We start from the raw sequence: 15969 nt of genomic DNA, 5'->3' as shown, positions 1-15969 counted from the left end.
CCACTCCTAACTTAAAACGCAACCTGATGGCTCAAGCTCTCGATCAAGTCGATTACGATACTCTCGATGCCGCAAAAAGACGCTTCATAGATGCTGCAAAACGCACACTTACCTTTGCAAGTGCCTATGGTACCGTCCCCTCGTCGGGTCTTGGAGCAAGTGCTAACGCTTTCAGCTTCAACCTCGCTCCATTTATTCAAGCGGGCGCTCCAGAACTTTCTCTAACACTCGTCCCTGAAGGACTAGGAACGGCAGACGATACCCGCCCTGATGACCTTTCCGAAGAAGAACTTCGGCGATTTTGGTGGAATATCGGTATCAAGATGATCTCGTGTTTGACAAACGACGCGGCAACATCAGGGATGCAGACTCTACTTCTTGGTCTTTATCTGCCATCAAGTACTCCTGAAACAATCTTTACCCCCGCTTTCCTTGATGGGTTTCTGGATGGAGTCGTTGAGGGGTGCAAACGAGTAGGATGTGTCTATCTCTCAGGGGAAACTCCTCAATTGAAAACTAAGATGATTCCAGGCCGACTCGACATTGCAGGTTCGGTTTTTGGCGTAATGCCGCCTGGTGTCGCTCCTATTGATAGCTCACGTCTGGATGCCGGAAATACTATTGTTCTTGTTGAGAGTTCTGGCCCCCATGAGAACGGGTTTACCCCATTGCGAAAGCTCACTGAGTCTCTTCCTGATGGCTATAGAACAAAACTTCCGAGTGGGCAGGAGTTTTGGGAAGCGATGAATGCTGCGTCGTATCTCTACACGCCACTTGTACAGGCGGTGCTTAGTGAAGGAATTCGCCCCACTGCGATGGAGAATATCACCGGTCATGGTTGGCAGAAGCTGATGCGGTCGGTGAAGCCACTTCGGTACGTCATCGAAACAATGCTCCCAGTGCCGGAGATATTTACTTTTGTCGAGGGTCATCTTGAGGGCGGGGCAGAGACGATGCTTTCCGTGTTCAATTACGGAGCCGGATTTGCATTCTATACGGAATCTGAGCAGGATGCAGAAAGGATTGTCATCCTCGCAAGAGAACATCAGCTAACAGCTGTGATTGCCGGCAGGGTTGAAGCGTCCCTTAGCCGCGAGGTGGTAGTAGAACCGCTTGGGGTAACGTTGAAGGGAGATTCTTTTGGAATTGCGCGGGGAGTATAATTAGCCGCAAGCGTAGGCATAGCCCGTCGTAGACATCGCTAGTTTTTGGAAAGCTAATTATAAACTCCACTCATGCGATGCCTGCGGCTGGCTTTGCCTACACTGAAGTCATTCCTAGATGAATTGAAGAAGAATTCAGAATTCAGGAGTCAGAATCAAGACGCTCGCGGACTCGCTAACGCTGCGCTATCAGTAGGGGTCTTAAACCCCTTGATTCAGACGCTCGATGACTCGCTCTAAGCGAAGCCATGCCGAAGGCTTTACGCTCCGCTATCCGCCAGTCACACAAAATTCATTCTGAATTCTGGCTCCTGACTCCTGAATTCTGTTTCGATAAAAGTTAGTATAATTACTGGGATTTATATTTTTTTTACACGTGATATATATTTAAATCTCAGATTGATTTGAGAAAATTATTCTCCTAAGCCTTTAAAGACAAGCTATTTAGCATAAATAGTATAGGCGTATTTATAAAACTTTATATGCACTATTTTTTACTACTTACATCTAAAGTAGTTCAAACTACCCATGACTACTGAGGTTAAGATTTGCTAACGTAGTCTTAACATATTGAAAAATTTGCTGGAAAAGCTGAGAAAGTAGCCACCAATACACTAATTTACAGTGTTGGAAATTTCTCATCTGTAAATAGGGCGTTTTAGTGTGTTAAGGATATATATTTTTATTCAGAGGGGGTTATGGCTGTAAATTTGGCCCGGACTACTGCTTCGGCAGAACTTTTGAAGCAAGTATTCCAGAACATTGATGCATACAGTTGTCCAAGGTTATTCAACTTTCACATGCACACTGTCCACTCAGATGGCAGGTTGCAGCCGAGTGGATTGATGGAGCAGGCGATCGCTATTGGACTAAAAGGATTGGCGATCACTGACCATCATGGCATTATGGGCTATCAAGCGGCCCTTGCTTGGTTAGAAGATTGGAAGTGGAGTAATCCTGGTGCAACAACTCCTTACCTGTGGAGTGGCGTAGAAATCAATGCAAACCTTCTGGATATAGAAGTTCACATTTTGGCTTACGCTTTTGCTCCAGAACACCCTAGCATGAAACCCTATCTGCAAAGAAGGCCGACTACAGGCCAAGAATATCAGGCAAGTAACGTGATTGCCGCTATTCATCAAGCTGGAGGATTAGCAGTTCTGGCTCATCCAGCGCGTTATAAGCGATCGCATTTTGACTTAATTCCAGCTGCATCCCAAAAGGGTATCGATGGTGTGGAAACTTTCTACGCCTACAATAACCCTAACCCTTGGAAACCCAGCGTATTGGAATCCGAACAAGTGCAAAAGTTGGCTGATGAATACTTTCTTTTCAATACCTGTGGTACTGACACTCACGGTTTGAGCCTGTTACAACGCTTGTAAAGATGAATCAATTTTTTCACATCTCCTGGTTCAATCTGCCAGGAGGTTATCTTTTTTTGGATGTCCAATAGTTAATTGATTTTAGAGTTAATTTCAAGAGATTGAGAAGCTATCTTAATTGTCTCTTTGGCAGCTTTTTCTTTACGTTCACTATAGCGGTCTGTGAGATAATCAACTTTGTCACGCAATACCAAGGAAAACTTGTAAAGTTCTTCCATTACATCTACAACGCGATCGCGGTAGGGTGAATCTTTCATTGTGCCGTCTTCATTAAACTCTTGATATGCTTTAGCCACTGAGGATTGATTGGGGATCGTGAACATCCGCATCCAGCGTCCAAGAATTCTTAATGTGTTAACAGCATTGAAAGACTGCGATCCACCGCTTACTTGCATCACAGCCAAAGTTCTGCCTTGAGTCGGGCGAACGGCTCCGATACTAAGCGGAATCCAGTCGATTTGATTTTTCATTATGCCAGAAATCTGACCGTGCAGTTCTGGGCTAGACCATACCTGCCCTTCTGACCACAGGCTTAATTCACGTAACTCCTGCACCTTTGGGTGGGTGTCAGGTACGCTACCATATATTGGCAGTTCGCGTGGATCGAAAAACTTCACTTCTGCCCCAAATTCTTCAATGATGCGTGCTGCTTCTTCTGCTAAGAGACGGCTATAGGAACGCTCACGCAAGGAGCCATACAAAAACAAAATTCTGGGCGGATGGTCAAATGTCGTCATGGTAATTGCTTAGGAATTTCCAAAAAATAAGTATCCAATAAAAGGAACCACAGAGGCGCAGAGGACACGGAGAGATGAAGAAGTTGCAATCTTTAAGCTTGTTCTACATTTAAATTGCATATACTGGGCGGGCAGGATGCCCACCCCACAAGAGTTATATTTAATTCGATTATGCAAATTAGATGTTTTTTAGCTTATTGAGCAGGTGTAATTTCTTTATTCACAGACTCAATCAATTTAGTCACCCGTTCTTTAATCTCATCGCGGACTCTCGGAAAAATTTCTGGTTGTTCTGCTGGATCGTCTAACTGCCAATCTTCAAATACTTCCTGCATAACCCACTCTGGCGGTAAATTCACGCCACAGCCACACAAAGAAATCACTACATCAAAGTCTTGTGCTTGGAAATCACTCAGGGGTTTGGAGTGTTGATCGGTAATGTCGATACCAATTTCTTTCATGGTGGCGATCGCTTCTGGTCTGACCTGACTTGCTTCTAATCCAGAGCTAATCACTTCAATTTTTCCCTTACCAAGGGTTTTAGCAAAGCCTTCCGCCATTTGAGAACGGGCAGAATTCTTTTTGCAGACGAACATCACACGTTTCATAGTTCAACTCCTGGGAATAATTGTGGACTAAACTTATCAGGCTCTCGATTCCGGTGTTGTGAAATAACGTTTTTCAAACCAAAAAGCAACATTAACAAGACCAATCAATACAGGCACTTCCACCAGAGGCCCAACGACGGCAGCAAAAGCAACACCCGAATTAATGCCGAATACTGCGATCGCAACTGCGATCGCTAATTCAAAGTTATTTCCTGCCGATGTAAATGCTACACTTGCGGCTCTAGAATAGTCCGTCTTAACGCGCCAAGCCATGTAAAAGCTGACCATAAACATGATGATGAAGTAGACAATCAACGGAATTGCAATCTTCACTACATCTAAGGGGATCTGAACAATCAAATTCCCTTTCAAGCTGAACATAACGACGATTGTAAATAACAGAGCAATCAGCGTGATCGGGCTGATTTTAGGCACAAATTCCTCATGATACCACTGCTTACTTTTCACCTTTACTAAGAAGAAACGAGTGAAAAATCCAGCTAAAAAGGGAATGCCAAGATAGATAAATACACTTTCAGCAATCTCGGCAATGCTGACATTCACAACACTACCTTGTAATCCAAATAGTGGCGGTAATACAGTGATGAAAAACCAGGCATAAGGACTATAAAAGATAACTTGAAATATGCTGTTGAAGGCAACCAATCCAGCCGTATACTCTGTATTGCCTCGTGCTAAGTCACTCCACACAACTACCATTGCAATACAACGGGCTAATCCAATCAGAATTAATCCCGTCATGTATTCTGGATAACTGTGTAAGAAGATAGCCGCCAGAGCAAACATCAAAATTGGCCCAATAATCCAATTTTGAATTAGTGAAACACCAAGAATTTTTCTGTTGCGAAATACATCCCCTAATTCTTCATACCGCACCTTGGCTAAGGGCGGATACATCATCAGAATTAACCCGATGGCGATCGGTATATTGGTCGCTCCCACCTGGAACTGGTTGATAAAGGCTTCTACTCCAGGAAAGAAATAGCCAAGGGCAACACCGATCGCCATTGCTAAAAAAATCCACAAGGTTAGGAAACGGTCAATAAAAGAGAGGCGTTTGGCAGTTTTTTTGTTCATCATAGGGTTCATACAGCTACATTCAAAGTTTCATAATGAACAAGTTGTTTGGTTTGGATGATTGTCCATACCTAAAACTGTCCTTCCTTCCGTAACAACTCCCCAATTGTCAGGTTCATCTCTGCTTTTCCTTCAAATACTGTTCCCACTTTGCCTTGATACAAGTGAACGTAATTGAGGTGTTTGCTATCATCTGGTAAAGGAATATAGCCCACAGCACTAGCTGTTGTTGGTGCTTTATCAATGTAAAATTCTACAAATTTGTTTACTAAGGCTTTGTTTTGGTTATCCCGAAAATTAACGTAGATAAACAAAGGTCGAGCAAGGGGCTGATACTGAACTTTCTCTACAGTTTGACGTGATGGCAGTACTGCACCTTTGCCGCTATCAATTGCCAGCGCTTTTAACTTATCTTGGTGTTTTTCATAATAGGCATAGCCAAAGTAACCCAAAGCGTTTGGATCTTTGCTGATGCCATCCACCAATACTTGATCATTTTCACTTGCTGTGTAGTCATTACGACTGACTCTAGCTTTACCTACAGTCGCTTCTGTAAAGTAGTCAAAAGTACCAGACTTCTTCCCAGCACCATACAAATTTATTGGGCGATCTGGCCAAGATGCACGTACTTGGTTCCAGCGAGTAATTTTCCCTTGGGACTCCGGTTCCCAAATCTTTTTCAATTCTGTTACTGTGATGTCTTTTGCCCAATTGTTTTGCGGATTGACGGCGACGGTAAGCGCATCAAAAGCAATGGGAAATTCCATATATGCCACACCATTTTTTTTGCAAGCTTCCATCTCTGCCTTCAAAATCGGTCGGGAAGCGTTGCTAATATCTGTTTCTCCAGCACAGAATTTTTCAAATCCGCCAGTAGTACCAGAAATGTTAACTGCAACTTGCACCCGATTCTTTGGGTCAACTTGATACTGTTTGGCGATCGCCTGTGTAATGGGATAGACCGTGCTGGAACCATCAATTTTAATTGTTGCTGTTGCATTACCAGAATCTCTTACCTCAGTTACAGCAGGTGACTGCTGAGTTTGAGTAGATGTGTTGGATGCTGCTGTGCAACTGGTCGTCAAAGCCAACATTCCGAGTGCGAGAGCCAATTCCTTTGCTGCTGTGTTCATTGACCCCAGCCCTGTGAGTTATATCAAGTGTATATCTATATCATTTCAAAAAAAATTGATTTGTCAATCCGTAGATAGCCATAAGGAAACAAAACATTACAAAAAAAATTGATGGATTTTTAAGTCTCGCAGGGGGGACGAATAGGTAATATTGGGCTAAAGCGGCGGAATTCTGCTAGATACTGTTCTAGGGCAACAAACTGCGGCAGATTGAGGCTGTAGTAAATCCAGCGCCCTTCTTGACGAGCGCGAACCAAACCCGCTTCTTTCAGGGTTTTGAGGTGAAAAGACAGTTTAGACTGAGTGGTTCCTAGGTGGTCACACAGGTCGCACACGCATAGTTCTTGAGAGCGTAAGAGTTCTAAGACCTGAATTCGTAAGGGATCGGATAGGGCATGAAAGCCAGCAGCGATCGCATCAGGAGTGAAGGTGCTATTAGGAGCCATCAATTTTTTTTGAAGTATTTATTTATGGTAAAGTCTAAATCATCGCAAAGCAATTGGCATCATTGCATCGTAAATGATGTCTACTTGTTGGTCATTATGCTGTCTGTGTACAAGCTGCTTTTGATTCTTCGGTAAATTTTAACTACTTACAGCTATTTTCAGGGAAATAGACCACGCGGTAGGGGCGCAAAGCATTGCACTCCTAAGACTGTATTGATTTTTGGTTTAGGGACTTCTAAATAAAAAATATCCCAAAGTCGATAGCAAAATTCTCTCTATTTCTCTTCACTCTGTGTTCTCTGCGTCTCTGTGGTTAGTTTATTTGGATAATTTATTTTTTGGAAATCCCTTATAGTCGATTCTTAGTTGGGATCACAATCATTGAGAAATAGGGTACTTTATCTGGATCGACTTCATCCAAGGGTATGATGCGTTGCTGTGATGTTGATGCCCGCTCAATATATCTTGCCCGTGATGCTAGCCCTAATTTATGCAGGATATCCCGTACTTTGGTAAAGTGACGACCTAGCTTCATAATTGCTGCTGCATCAGTCATCAACAAATGTGTAGTCAGTTCTTCTGCTGGTAATGGGGCGGGTAAGACTGTGAGAATATCAGTGTAGTAAGTGAAAGGTACACCCAAAGCTACCGGACAAGCCATCAGCGAGGAAACTCCGGGGATAACTTCTGTTGGGTACTCTTCAGATAATCGTGTGAAAACGTACATGAAGGAACCATAGAAAAATGGATCGCCCTCGCATAACACCACCACATCCCGACCGGCTGCTAAATGGTCGGCGATTGGTTGAATTTCTTTGTCATAAATAGACTTGGCCTTTTCTGGTTCCAAAGCGCGGGGGAGATGAAACAACACCTCGATTTGATTGCCAGGAAGATATTGCGCCACGATCGCTCTAGCGACACTTTCTTTATCTGTGGCTGATTGATAAGCTACCACAGGAGCCGCACGTAATAGCCGCAATGCTTTCAGAGTCAATAATTCGGGATCGCCGGGGCCTACACCAATTCCATAGAGACGACCTTTGATTTTGCTCATTATTCTTCCTCCGTTGCCAGGGCGTTAACTGCGGCTGCTGCGATCGCACTTCCACCGCGCCGACCATGTAATGTTAAAAATGGTACATTCCTGCTATCTGCTGCCAGCGCCGCTTTCGATTCGGCTGCACCAACAAATCCCACTGGAAAGCCTAAGATAATCGCAGGTTTTTTAGCTCCCTCGTCGAGCATTTCTAAGAGCCTAAATAGTGCTGTGGGTGCATTACCAATTGCAATTACCGATCCTTCCAGATGCGATCGCCATAATTCCAATGCTGCCGCCGACCTTGTAGTACCCAGACGCTGGGCCATTTCTGGGACTTCCGGCTCGTTGAGGGTACAGATAACTTGATTGTTTGCAGATAACCGTCGCCTAGTAACGCCATCAGCAACCATCCGGCAATCGCATAAAATTGGCGCTCCTGCTGCTAGCGCTGCTCTTGCGGATTGCACTGCTGTTGGTGAATATCCCAAGTCAGTAACAATATCCGTCATCCCACAGGCATGAATAAGACGCACCGCAACTTTTGCTACATCTGGTGGCAGCATATCTAGGTTTGCTTCTGACCGGATGATTGCAAAAGAATTACGGTAAATTTCGTTGGCATCTCGGATATAGTCTGGCATTCGATTTGGGATTTTAGATTTTGGATTGATTTGTTAATTAACCGCAGAGGCGCAGAGAACACAGAGGAAGAGAAGCAGATTTCTAAGTATTTATTAAAGGATTTACGCAAAATACCTCTCAAACTCTATATTTCTCTGTGTTCTCTGTGCCTCTGTGGTTCAATTTTTCTACATATCGATTAGCAAATTCCCCAAAGGACTCATCAGAATTTAGGCGTTGAATTTTATATACATCTAGCATCCGCTTTATTAATGCAGGTAGTTCGGCAAAAGTCACATATTGATATATTTCCCGTCCAAATTTATGCTCGCTGTCACCAACATAAACGTGATAGCCTTCTACAGTTCTATTGCCATCCTCAATGCTGACACCGAGCAAAGTAATATCACTCTTGCTATGCTGGGCGCAGGATTTTTCGCAGCCAGTAAAGTGGATATTAACTGGGCAATCCAGAGTAACGCGAGTTTCAAGATACTCTGCTAATGCCAACGCATGACTTTTGGTGTCCGTGGCAGAAGAGGCGCAACCCTTTTTTCCAGAACAGGCAACTAATGAACTCTTGATGTTAGTTGCTGAGGTATCTAATCCTAAGAAAGCAATTTCACTTTGGACATCACCAACCCATTGCTGAGGAATATCTGTTAGCAGCAAATTTTGCCAGGGGGTTAACCGAAGAGTGCCGCTACCATATTTTGCTGCTAAATCTGCTAAACCCCTCATCTGCTTACTCTCCAACCGTCCAAGAGGTAACACCGCACCAATGTAAAATAAGCCTTGCTGACGTTGGGGATGGATGCCAATATGCTGATATTTAGCATCTGACCTCTCCCCTAACCCCTCTCCTACAAGGAGAGGGGAGAATTTCTCCCCCTTCCCTACCAGGGAAGGGGGTTGGGGGGTTAGGTCACTGCATAAAAGAGAAAAAGGTAGACGCTGCTGAACTTCTTGCAGATAATTTTCACAACCCAAAGTATTCAATAACTCTAAGAGACGTAGCCGACGCTTACTTGTAGTATTACTATGAGCTAGATAGACCTCTGTTAAAGCTGCTAAAACGGGTAAACATTGCTCTGGTGTTAACAAAATCCCCGTATCGCTAGGCGGTTGACCCTTTGCCCCGACACTGAGATAGAGGCGGAAGTAAACATTACCGTCAACTAAGACAGCAGCAAATAGGATATCATTCAAGCGATCGCACACCCGAATAATTCCACCACCATCAAAGCAAACGCTAAATTTTGCCGAGAGTCCCGAAAGCGCCGGATGTGCAGCAATATAATTATCCCAATCTTGCACAAAAGGGCGGGTGTCGATTAATTCTTGCGGGTCAATACCAGCAGTTGGGCTGGTCATAATATTACGGATATGGTCTACAACAGAATTGCGAGAACCCAATCCCATATCCTGTAGATGCTGCAAAACCTCACTATTTATCCCCGTGCGAATTTCGCGGACTTGTAGGTTAGCTCGATTCGTGACATCAACATAGCCACCACCATGCTGGTCTGCTATATCTGCGATCGCACGGCACTGCTGACTACTAATAATTCCACCTGGTATTCTAATGCGAGATAATATACCATCGGCGGCGGGTGTAGCATAAAACAAGCCAGGACAAGTGGCAAATCCAGAAAGCAAACTTGGAACTCCTTCCCCGTGCAACGCAGGGAGTAGACGGTGAGTGTGACATCTTGAGAGTTGGCATTCTGACTTGGGTGATCCCATCACAGCTGCGGCACAGTCCCGGAATTTCACCGGAGTTTCCCAACACCAAGCCTTAATAATTTAGCACGAGAAGGTAGTCAGAAAATTTAATAGTTGGAGTTGCGATCGCAAAATCTTGTGTCTGTTGGTAGAAAAAGCGATCGCTAATTTGGCTATTCAAAAACATAATTTTGAGCCACTTTCCAATAGCGCGAGAACCGCTTTAGGTCAATATATCCATCATAGTCAAATAATGGTTCGACCTCTAGCGTTTCCACTGCTATAGAACCCTCTATTTGATTGCAGATATCATCAAACCGGGGACTGGGACTGTTGGCTGTGACGACTAAATTGGCATCATGTTCTTTCGCAAAAGCTAAAATTTCTTGTCCCACATCGCCACGACGAATAACAATGGGTAACTCTAGCAAGCATTCGTAAATAAACGTGAGGCGTTTAAGACTCAGTTGCCATTCATCTATCAAAGCCTCGTCCCAAACCCAGATAGCTGGGGCATCGGGGTATTTTTGTAGTCCGGGGTTGTATGGACTGAGGCAGTCTCCATGCACCCAAACGATTGGTTTAGTCATTTGTCATTTGTTATTTGTCATTTGTCAAGAGTTATTATTTTCTTCCTTGTCCCCCTTGTCCCGAATTTCTCACGTATTGTGTGGTTCGGGTGGGGAGTGTGGGAGGTGTGGGAGGTGTGGGAGGCAATGCAGCGTTCATTGATGTGCAGTTATTCAATTCCTCCTCTTTCTCCCCACACCCCCCACACCCCCCACACTCACGCTCATTTCTCACTTGTGAGAAATCCAGGCTTGTCCCCCTTGTCCTCCCCTACTCCCCCTGCTCCCCTTACCTTTTTTATCACGCTGCCAACTTTGGCTATTGGCTTGTTTGGTAAATTCTCCTTTGGGAAAAAGTCGCTGTTCTAATTCTTCATAGCTGCCTTCAAAATCACAATGACCGTAAAGCGGACATTTCTGGCAATAAACGCCTTCAGTGTAGCGTTCTAAGTTCTCACGATTGAAAAAATACGGTTTCTGACTAAAGGTGCTGGCAACCCACTGCCATGACATATTATTGCTAGCAGGATCTCCATCTAAAAGGTGTTCAAGAAACCACTTGGCTCCTGCTTGCCAACCAATACGCCGCCAATGGACAATGTAAGCCGCTAGCCACATTCGGGCGTGGTTATGTAGATAGCCAGTTTCTTTTAAATCATGGCTAAAACTGTCGATGCAAACCCTGCCGGTGGTTCCTTGTCTGATATCTTGCGGCAATTCGGGTAAATATTCAGCCACAGCGTAACCAGTTTTGTACTCTTCCTGGTCTTTCCAGATTTCATCCCCTAACTTCACATACAACCGTTGCCAATAGTCGCGCCAACCTAACTCATTAATTAGTTTCGTAGCATCGTTTTTTTGCTGTACCCGTTCAAGGACATAATCTCGAATTTCTCGCAAACTCAAAACGCCATAACGAATATAAGGCGAAAGTCGCGTCACCGCACCTGTGAAAAAATTACGTGTTTGCGCGTAACGTACTGGGTCGATTTTTTGCAGCGCGTCTTGTGCTGCTTTGCGTCCCCCCACTGTTTCACTGATGTGGTCATCGCGCTGTGCCGCATCTGGGAATTGTTCGCGGAGATAGGCTACCAACTCATCGCGGTTGGTAAATTCGCGTTGCATATCTTTAGACATTGTAAGCAAATTATGAATGGGTGCGTAGGCGTAGCCCGCCACAGGCATCGCTCAATAGCTCAACGTTATGTACAATTCTAAAACGATTGCAATCTCTCACACCCATCATGACCAACATTCCCCAAATCGGACAACCAGCGCCAGATTTCTCTACTCCTGACCAAAATGGCAATTCAGTCACTCTTGACGACCTCAGCAGTCAGTGGGTTATCCTCTACTTCTACCCCAAAGATGACACACCCGGTTGTACCACTGAAGCGAAAGATTTCACCGAGTTGTATCAAGACTTCGGCGAACTGGGAGCGAAAATCTTAGGCGTGAGTCCAGATTTGGGTAAATCCCATTGTAAATTTATCAGCAAACATAACTTGTCAATCACCCTCTTGAGTGACCCAGAACATATTTTGACAGAAGCCTACGGTGCTTGGCGCTTAAAAAAATTTATGGGAAAAGAATATATGGGTGTTGCTCGTTCAACTTTTCTCATTTCACCTGATAAAATTATTGCCTATACTTGGCCGAACGTAAAAGCCAAAGGTCATGCTCAGGCAGTTTTAACTAAATTACAGGAATTAGCAGCCACGTAAAATTCTCAGTGAGTCTTAATAAATGTCAGCAAAACTTCAATAAGTGAGGAACTATGGCTATTTGCGTGTAAGTTTGCCAAAAAATGGTCTTGTGTTGTCTATGATTCAAGTCAAAGAGTTTATTCATGCCATTTCTTTGTGAGGTTGCTCCAAACCCTTTTAACTTCTTCTTTCTTTGTGTCCTTTGCGTCCTACCCTGCGGGAAGCCGCTCCGCGTCTATGCGGTTCGTTTTTCTTTCTTATACCTAAATATGGTTTAGCGCATCTTCATACAGAATCGGTATCAGAGCAAGAATTGTTAACGTTATGCAAAACAAAACCTAGTTTTGTTTGATAGAATATAAAGTTGCATAAATTATGGTTCAATTTATCCAAGCACAAAATATTGGGCTTGCTTATTTGGAGAAAAAATTTAGTCTACAGCTAGCCGAAGATGAGGCATTCTTCACAGAATGGTTTGAAAATTTACCGGAAATTACAGATTTAGAAAAGCAAGATTTAGACAGAGTAAAACTTCATTTCCTCCGTTTAGTCAAGTATCCTCCTTTGTCAGAAGAAACGGTAAAATTAGTAGTTTTATCTCCTTTACTCAATTTAGCTGGATTTTATGACGAGCCTTTTTATATAAGAGGCGAGCAATCAATAGAAATTTCTGCGGAAGATGAAGGAGAAATTATAAGAGGTAGAATTGATGTTTTAATTATTCAAGAACAATTCTGGTTGTTAGTAATTGAATCGAAAAGGTCTAGTTTTTCTCTTTTAGAAGCTGTACCTCAAGCACTTGTTTATATGCTGTCTAATCCTAGTCAAGACAAACCTGCTTTTGGATTAGTAACAAATGGGAGTGAGTTTATTTTCCTGAAACTTACTACAGGAAATCAGGCAAAGTATGCTATATCTGACCAATTTACACTTTTGAAACGAGAAAGTGAACTGTATCAGGTTCTAAGCATATTAAAAAATTTGAGTCAAAGTTTGAGTTAATAATTATGTCTATTCGCCCTATATACCTTGATTGCCACGCTACTACACCCGTAGATGAACGGGTATTAGCGGCAATGATCCCTTACTTCACAGAAAAGTTTGGCAACGCATCTAGTATTGGTCATGTTTATGGTTGGGAATCAGAAGCTGCTGTCAAACAAACACGAGAGATTTTAGCAGCAGCAATTAATGCCACTCCCGAAGAAATTGTTTTTACAAGTGGCGCAACAGAAGCTAATAATTTAGCTATTAAAGGTGTTGCCGAAGCTTATTTTAAAAAAGGTCAGCATATTATTACTGTTGCCACTGAACATAATGCAGTTCTTGACCCTTGTAATTATTTAAAAACTCTCGGTTTTGAAATTACTATTCTCCCAGTTAAAAAAGATGGATTGATTGATTTAACTGAGTTACAAAAGGCTTTCCGTCCTGAGACAATTTTGGTATCGGTGATGGCTGCAAATAACGAAATTGGCGTTTTACAGCCAATAGCAGAAATTGGAGAACTATGCCATGCTTACAACATCATTTTCCACACCGATGCAGCCCAAGCTATTGGTAAAATTCCCCTAAATGTGCAAGCGATGAAAATTGATTTGATGTCGCTAACCGCACACAAAGTATTTGGGCCAAAGGGGATTGGGGCGCTGTACGTCCGCAGACGCGATCCCAGAGTGCAACTGGCTCCCCAGCAGCACGGCGGCGGGCATGAACGGGGGATGCGTTCTGGGACATTGTATACACCGCAAATTGTCGGCTTTGGGAAAGCTGTAGAAATCGCTTTAGCAGAACAAGTGACAGAAAACCAACGCCTCACCCAGTTAAGACAAAGCTTGTGGTCACAGCTTTCCCAACTTGAAGGAATTCATCTCAACGGCCACCCTCAACAGCGATTAGCGGGAAACTTGAATATCAGTGTTGAGGGGGTGGATGGAGCCGCACTTTTGCTAGGATTGCAGCCAGTAATGGCGGTTTCTTCGGGATCTGCTTGCTCCTCGGCAAATACTTCACCCTCCAGTGTTCTGACAGCACTGGGAAATCCCCAACAGCTAGCTTATGCCTCTGTGCGGTTTGGCATTGGACGGTTTAATACCCAAGAGGAAATTGATATTGTCGCCAAACATGCGATCGCTACTATTCAAAGTTTACGCCAGCCTGCTTCTATGGATTCTCGCCAAGGAAAGCAGCAATTTGATCTAGCTCCTGCTGATTGAGGCGAAATTCTCCAGCAGCGATGATTCCTTCCACCTGCTTAGGATTGCGTGCGCCAACGATCGCAGCCGTCACCGCCGGATTGTTTAAAGTCCAAGCGATCGCTACTTCACCGGCGGAGCGATCGTGTTCCTTACCAATGTGCTGCAACACCTCGACTAACTTCAGGTTACGAGATAGACGTGGCTCCTTAAACTCATCACTGTTCTTACGCCAATCATCATCTGGTAAATTGGCAATCCGCTCAGATGTCATCTTTCCTGTAAGCAAGCCAGATTGCATGGGTGAATACACAATCACACCGATGTTATTTTCCTTACAAAAAGGCAGAGTCTCGTTTTCGACATCGCGCTTAACCAATGAATAAGGCGGTTGTAATGAGGTAACTGGTGCAATCTTCTGGATACGCTTCAACTGTTCGACATTGAAGTTTGAAACTCCGATATAGCGAACCTTCCCTTCATCCTTAAGCTTGGCAAGAGTCGTCCAGCCTTCTTCAATTTCTGTAGCAGGGTTAGGCCAGTGGATTTGATAGAGGTCAATGGTTTCAATATCGAGTCGGCGCAAACTAGCTTCAACTTCCCGCCGCACAGAATCCGCCTTCAGGCTGCGACCAATTTCGCCCTTTTCATCCCAAATCATTGAGCATTTAGTGAAAATATAGGGGCGACTAGATCGACCTTTGAGCGCCTTAGCAACAACTTCCTCAGAATGTCCCAGACCATAAATAGCTGCGGTGTCAATCCAATTAACGCCGAGATCGAGAGCGCGAGCGATCGCTTCAATTGATTCTTGATCGTCCTGCGCTCCCCAACCAAAAGCCCAGCCACCTCCACCAATTGCCCAAGCACCAAAGCCAATCGGGGTAATGTGAAGCTCCGAATTGCCAAGTTGTTTAGTTTGCATATCTATCCTATTCAATTATTTTTGAGTCAATTGCTAGTGTAAGCCGCAAATATTTTCTCAACCGCTATCTGCGGTGTGAATCACTACTAGTAGATACACGACAGTCAATCACTACTTCTGTAGGATTACTAAATTCTAAATGTTGTGTTGATAGATACTACGCATATTACATATACACTAAACTTGCTTAAATATAGTAAAAGTTGTCAGCAAAAAAATTGTAGGTTGGGTGGAGGCTTTGCGTAACCCAACATTCTTATATATGTTGGGTTGCGCTTCGCTTCACCCAACCTACGTTTAATGCACTATTATTTTAGTCTTGCCATGCCACTACACACACTATATATATACTAAATTTGCTTAAAGATACCCTGATTAAAGTCAATGCTGCTGACCCTGGTTTCACAGCAACTGACATTAATCAATACCAAGGATACCGCACCGTTGAGCAAGGAGCGATCGCTACGGGAAATGGTTTTAGCGGAGGGCTTTTTGACGAAAATGGCGTGCTTCCTTGGTAGGGGCATTGAGAATTGGGCATTGGGAATTGAACATGAAGAAGAGACAAGGGAGACAAGAGAGAGACTTGTTCAAGAATTCCCCCTTGTCCCTCTGC

At 43.8% G+C, this 15969-nt stretch carries 17 protein-coding genes and 1 riboswitch; of the genes, 6 read left to right on the top strand and 11 right to left on the bottom strand.

Annotation, left to right across the window (positions count from 1 at the left end; all coding sequences use genetic code 11):
- Positions 1-26 precede the first annotated feature (26 nt).
- Both FD724_RS03765 and FD724_RS03760 read left to right on the top strand, forming a co-directional pair.
- On the top strand, positions 27-1163 hold the full coding sequence (locus FD724_RS03765) for an AIR synthase related protein (RefSeq protein WP_179071627.1): 1137 nt from the start codon (positions 27-29) through the stop codon (positions 1161-1163).
- 698 nt (positions 1164-1861) lie between these two features.
- Positions 1862-2548: a PHP domain-containing protein gene (locus FD724_RS03760; RefSeq protein ID WP_114084817.1), complete on the top strand. Its 687-nt coding sequence runs from the start codon at positions 1862-1864 to the stop codon at positions 2546-2548.
- Between the two features lie 71 nt (positions 2549-2619).
- Here FD724_RS03760 and arsH read toward each other — a convergent pair whose 3' ends face one another.
- The 10 genes from arsH to FD724_RS03710 form a co-directional block, all read right to left on the bottom strand.
- Positions 2620-3285 (bottom strand): arsenical resistance protein ArsH, encoded by a 666-nt coding sequence (arsH, locus tag FD724_RS03755; protein WP_179071626.1) that lies wholly within the window; start codon positions 3283-3285, stop codon positions 2620-2622.
- Positions 3286-3479: 194 nt separating this feature from the next.
- Positions 3480-3893, bottom strand: a complete 414-nt coding sequence (arsC, locus tag FD724_RS03750) for an arsenate reductase, glutathione/glutaredoxin type (protein ID WP_179071625.1) — start codon at positions 3891-3893, stop codon at positions 3480-3482.
- A 36-nt stretch (positions 3894-3929) separates the two neighbouring features.
- Entirely contained in the window at positions 3930-4991 is a 1062-nt protein-coding gene (gene arsB / locus FD724_RS03745) for an ACR3 family arsenite efflux transporter (protein WP_179075400.1), read from the bottom strand.
- A 71-nt stretch (positions 4992-5062) separates the two neighbouring features.
- Positions 5063-6124 (bottom strand): PstS family phosphate ABC transporter substrate-binding protein, encoded by a 1062-nt coding sequence (locus FD724_RS03740; protein WP_179071624.1) that lies wholly within the window; start codon positions 6122-6124, stop codon positions 5063-5065.
- Positions 6125-6243: 119 nt separating this feature from the next.
- A complete protein-coding gene (locus tag FD724_RS03735; RefSeq protein WP_012412683.1) occupies positions 6244-6570 on the bottom strand; it encodes a helix-turn-helix transcriptional regulator in 327 nt (108 codons plus the stop codon).
- A gap of 349 nt (positions 6571-6919) precedes the next feature.
- The gene (locus FD724_RS03730) at positions 6920-7627 is read right to left on the bottom strand and encodes a precorrin-2 C(20)-methyltransferase (RefSeq protein ID WP_114084811.1); all 708 of its coding nucleotides are present in this window, start codon (positions 7625-7627) and stop codon (positions 6920-6922) included.
- Complete coding sequence (locus tag FD724_RS03725) at positions 7627-8253, bottom strand: precorrin-8X methylmutase (protein WP_179071623.1); 627 nt, start codon at positions 8251-8253, stop codon at positions 7627-7629. Before FD724_RS03725 ends, FD724_RS03730 begins: the two co-directional genes overlap by 1 nt.
- A 118-nt stretch (positions 8254-8371) precedes the next feature.
- Positions 8372-9979 (bottom strand): precorrin-3B synthase, encoded by a 1608-nt coding sequence (gene cobG / locus FD724_RS03720; RefSeq protein WP_179071622.1) that lies wholly within the window; start codon positions 9977-9979, stop codon positions 8372-8374.
- Positions 9937-10044, bottom strand: a riboswitch (cobalamin riboswitch). It overlaps the preceding gene by 43 nt.
- Positions 10045-10131: 87 nt before the next feature.
- Positions 10132-10548, bottom strand: coding sequence for a hypothetical protein (locus tag FD724_RS03715; protein WP_179071621.1), 417 nt, complete (start codon positions 10546-10548; stop codon positions 10132-10134).
- 210 nt (positions 10549-10758) lie between these two features.
- Positions 10759-11664, bottom strand: a complete 906-nt coding sequence (locus FD724_RS03710; protein ID WP_179075399.1) for an FAD-binding domain-containing protein — start codon at positions 11662-11664, stop codon at positions 10759-10761.
- A gap of 107 nt (positions 11665-11771) precedes the next feature.
- Here FD724_RS03710 and bcp point away from each other — a divergent pair, with 107 nt between their 5' ends.
- The 3 genes from bcp to FD724_RS03695 all read left to right on the top strand — a co-directional run bounded on the left by bcp (position 11772) and on the right by FD724_RS03695 (position 14449).
- Entirely contained in the window at positions 11772-12251 is a 480-nt protein-coding gene (gene bcp / locus FD724_RS03705; protein ID WP_179071620.1) for a thioredoxin-dependent thiol peroxidase, read from the top strand.
- 357 nt (positions 12252-12608) lie between these two features.
- Positions 12609-13235 (top strand): type I restriction endonuclease, encoded by a 627-nt coding sequence (locus FD724_RS03700; RefSeq protein WP_179071619.1) that lies wholly within the window; start codon positions 12609-12611, stop codon positions 13233-13235.
- Between the two features lie 5 nt (positions 13236-13240).
- Positions 13241-14449: a cysteine desulfurase family protein gene (locus FD724_RS03695; protein WP_179071618.1), complete on the top strand. Its 1209-nt coding sequence runs from the start codon at positions 13241-13243 to the stop codon at positions 14447-14449.
- Here FD724_RS03695 and FD724_RS03690 read toward each other — a convergent pair.
- Positions 14397-15353 carry an aldo/keto reductase gene (locus FD724_RS03690; RefSeq protein ID WP_179071617.1) on the bottom strand — a complete coding sequence of 319 codons (957 nt, stop codon included), beginning with the start codon at positions 15351-15353 and terminating at the stop codon, positions 14397-14399. The genes FD724_RS03695 and FD724_RS03690 overlap by 53 nt on opposite strands.
- 356 nt (positions 15354-15709) lie before the next feature.
- Here FD724_RS03690 and FD724_RS03685 point away from each other — a divergent pair, with 356 nt between their 5' ends.
- The gene (locus tag FD724_RS03685) at positions 15710-15874 is read left to right on the top strand and encodes a hypothetical protein (protein WP_179071616.1); all 165 of its coding nucleotides are present in this window, start codon (positions 15710-15712) and stop codon (positions 15872-15874) included.
- The last annotated feature ends 95 nt before the right edge of the window (positions 15875-15969 follow it).

This window comes from Nostoc sp. C057 (genome assembly GCF_013393925.1).
GTDB classification, from domain to species: Bacteria; Cyanobacteriota; Cyanobacteriia; order Cyanobacteriales; family Nostocaceae; genus Nostoc; species Nostoc muscorum_A.
This window is presented reverse-complemented; position numbering and strand designations above follow the sequence as displayed.

What these genes read in the sequence shown, in the direction of transcription:
- FD724_RS03765 (WP_179071627.1), top strand. Translation starts at nt 27, where the DNA reads ATGGCTCAAGCTCTCGATCAAGTCGATTACGATACTCTCGATGCCGCA.
- FD724_RS03760 (WP_114084817.1), top strand. Translation starts at nt 1,862, where the DNA reads ATGGCTGTAAATTTGGCCCGGACTACTGCTTCGGCAGAACTTTTGAAG.
- arsH (WP_179071626.1), bottom strand. Translation starts at nt 3,285, where the DNA reads ATGACGACATTTGACCATCCGCCCAGAATTTTGTTTTTGTATGGCTCC.
- arsC (WP_179071625.1), bottom strand. Translation starts at nt 3,893, where the DNA reads ATGAAACGTGTGATGTTCGTCTGCAAAAAGAATTCTGCCCGTTCTCAA.
- arsB (WP_179075400.1), bottom strand. Translation starts at nt 4,991, where the DNA reads ATGAACAAAAAAACTGCCAAACGCCTCTCTTTTATTGACCGTTTCCTA.
- FD724_RS03740 (WP_179071624.1), bottom strand. Translation starts at nt 6,124, where the DNA reads ATGAACACAGCAGCAAAGGAATTGGCTCTCGCACTCGGAATGTTGGCT.
- FD724_RS03735 (WP_012412683.1), bottom strand. Translation starts at nt 6,570, where the DNA reads ATGGCTCCTAATAGCACCTTCACTCCTGATGCGATCGCTGCTGGCTTT.
- FD724_RS03730 (WP_114084811.1), bottom strand. Translation starts at nt 7,627, where the DNA reads ATGAGCAAAATCAAAGGTCGTCTCTATGGAATTGGTGTAGGCCCCGGC.
- FD724_RS03725 (WP_179071623.1), bottom strand. Translation starts at nt 8,253, where the DNA reads ATGCCAGACTATATCCGAGATGCCAACGAAATTTACCGTAATTCTTTT.
- cobG (WP_179071622.1), bottom strand. Translation starts at nt 9,979, where the DNA reads ATGGGATCACCCAAGTCAGAATGCCAACTCTCAAGATGTCACACTCAC.
- FD724_RS03715 (WP_179071621.1), bottom strand. Translation starts at nt 10,548, where the DNA reads ATGACTAAACCAATCGTTTGGGTGCATGGAGACTGCCTCAGTCCATAC.
- FD724_RS03710 (WP_179075399.1), bottom strand. Translation starts at nt 11,664, where the DNA reads ATGTCTAAAGATATGCAACGCGAATTTACCAACCGCGATGAGTTGGTA.
- bcp (WP_179071620.1), top strand. Translation starts at nt 11,772, where the DNA reads ATGACCAACATTCCCCAAATCGGACAACCAGCGCCAGATTTCTCTACT.
- FD724_RS03700 (WP_179071619.1), top strand. Translation starts at nt 12,609, where the DNA reads ATGGTTCAATTTATCCAAGCACAAAATATTGGGCTTGCTTATTTGGAG.
- FD724_RS03695 (WP_179071618.1), top strand. Translation starts at nt 13,241, where the DNA reads ATGTCTATTCGCCCTATATACCTTGATTGCCACGCTACTACACCCGTA.
- FD724_RS03690 (WP_179071617.1), bottom strand. Translation starts at nt 15,353, where the DNA reads ATGCAAACTAAACAACTTGGCAATTCGGAGCTTCACATTACCCCGATT.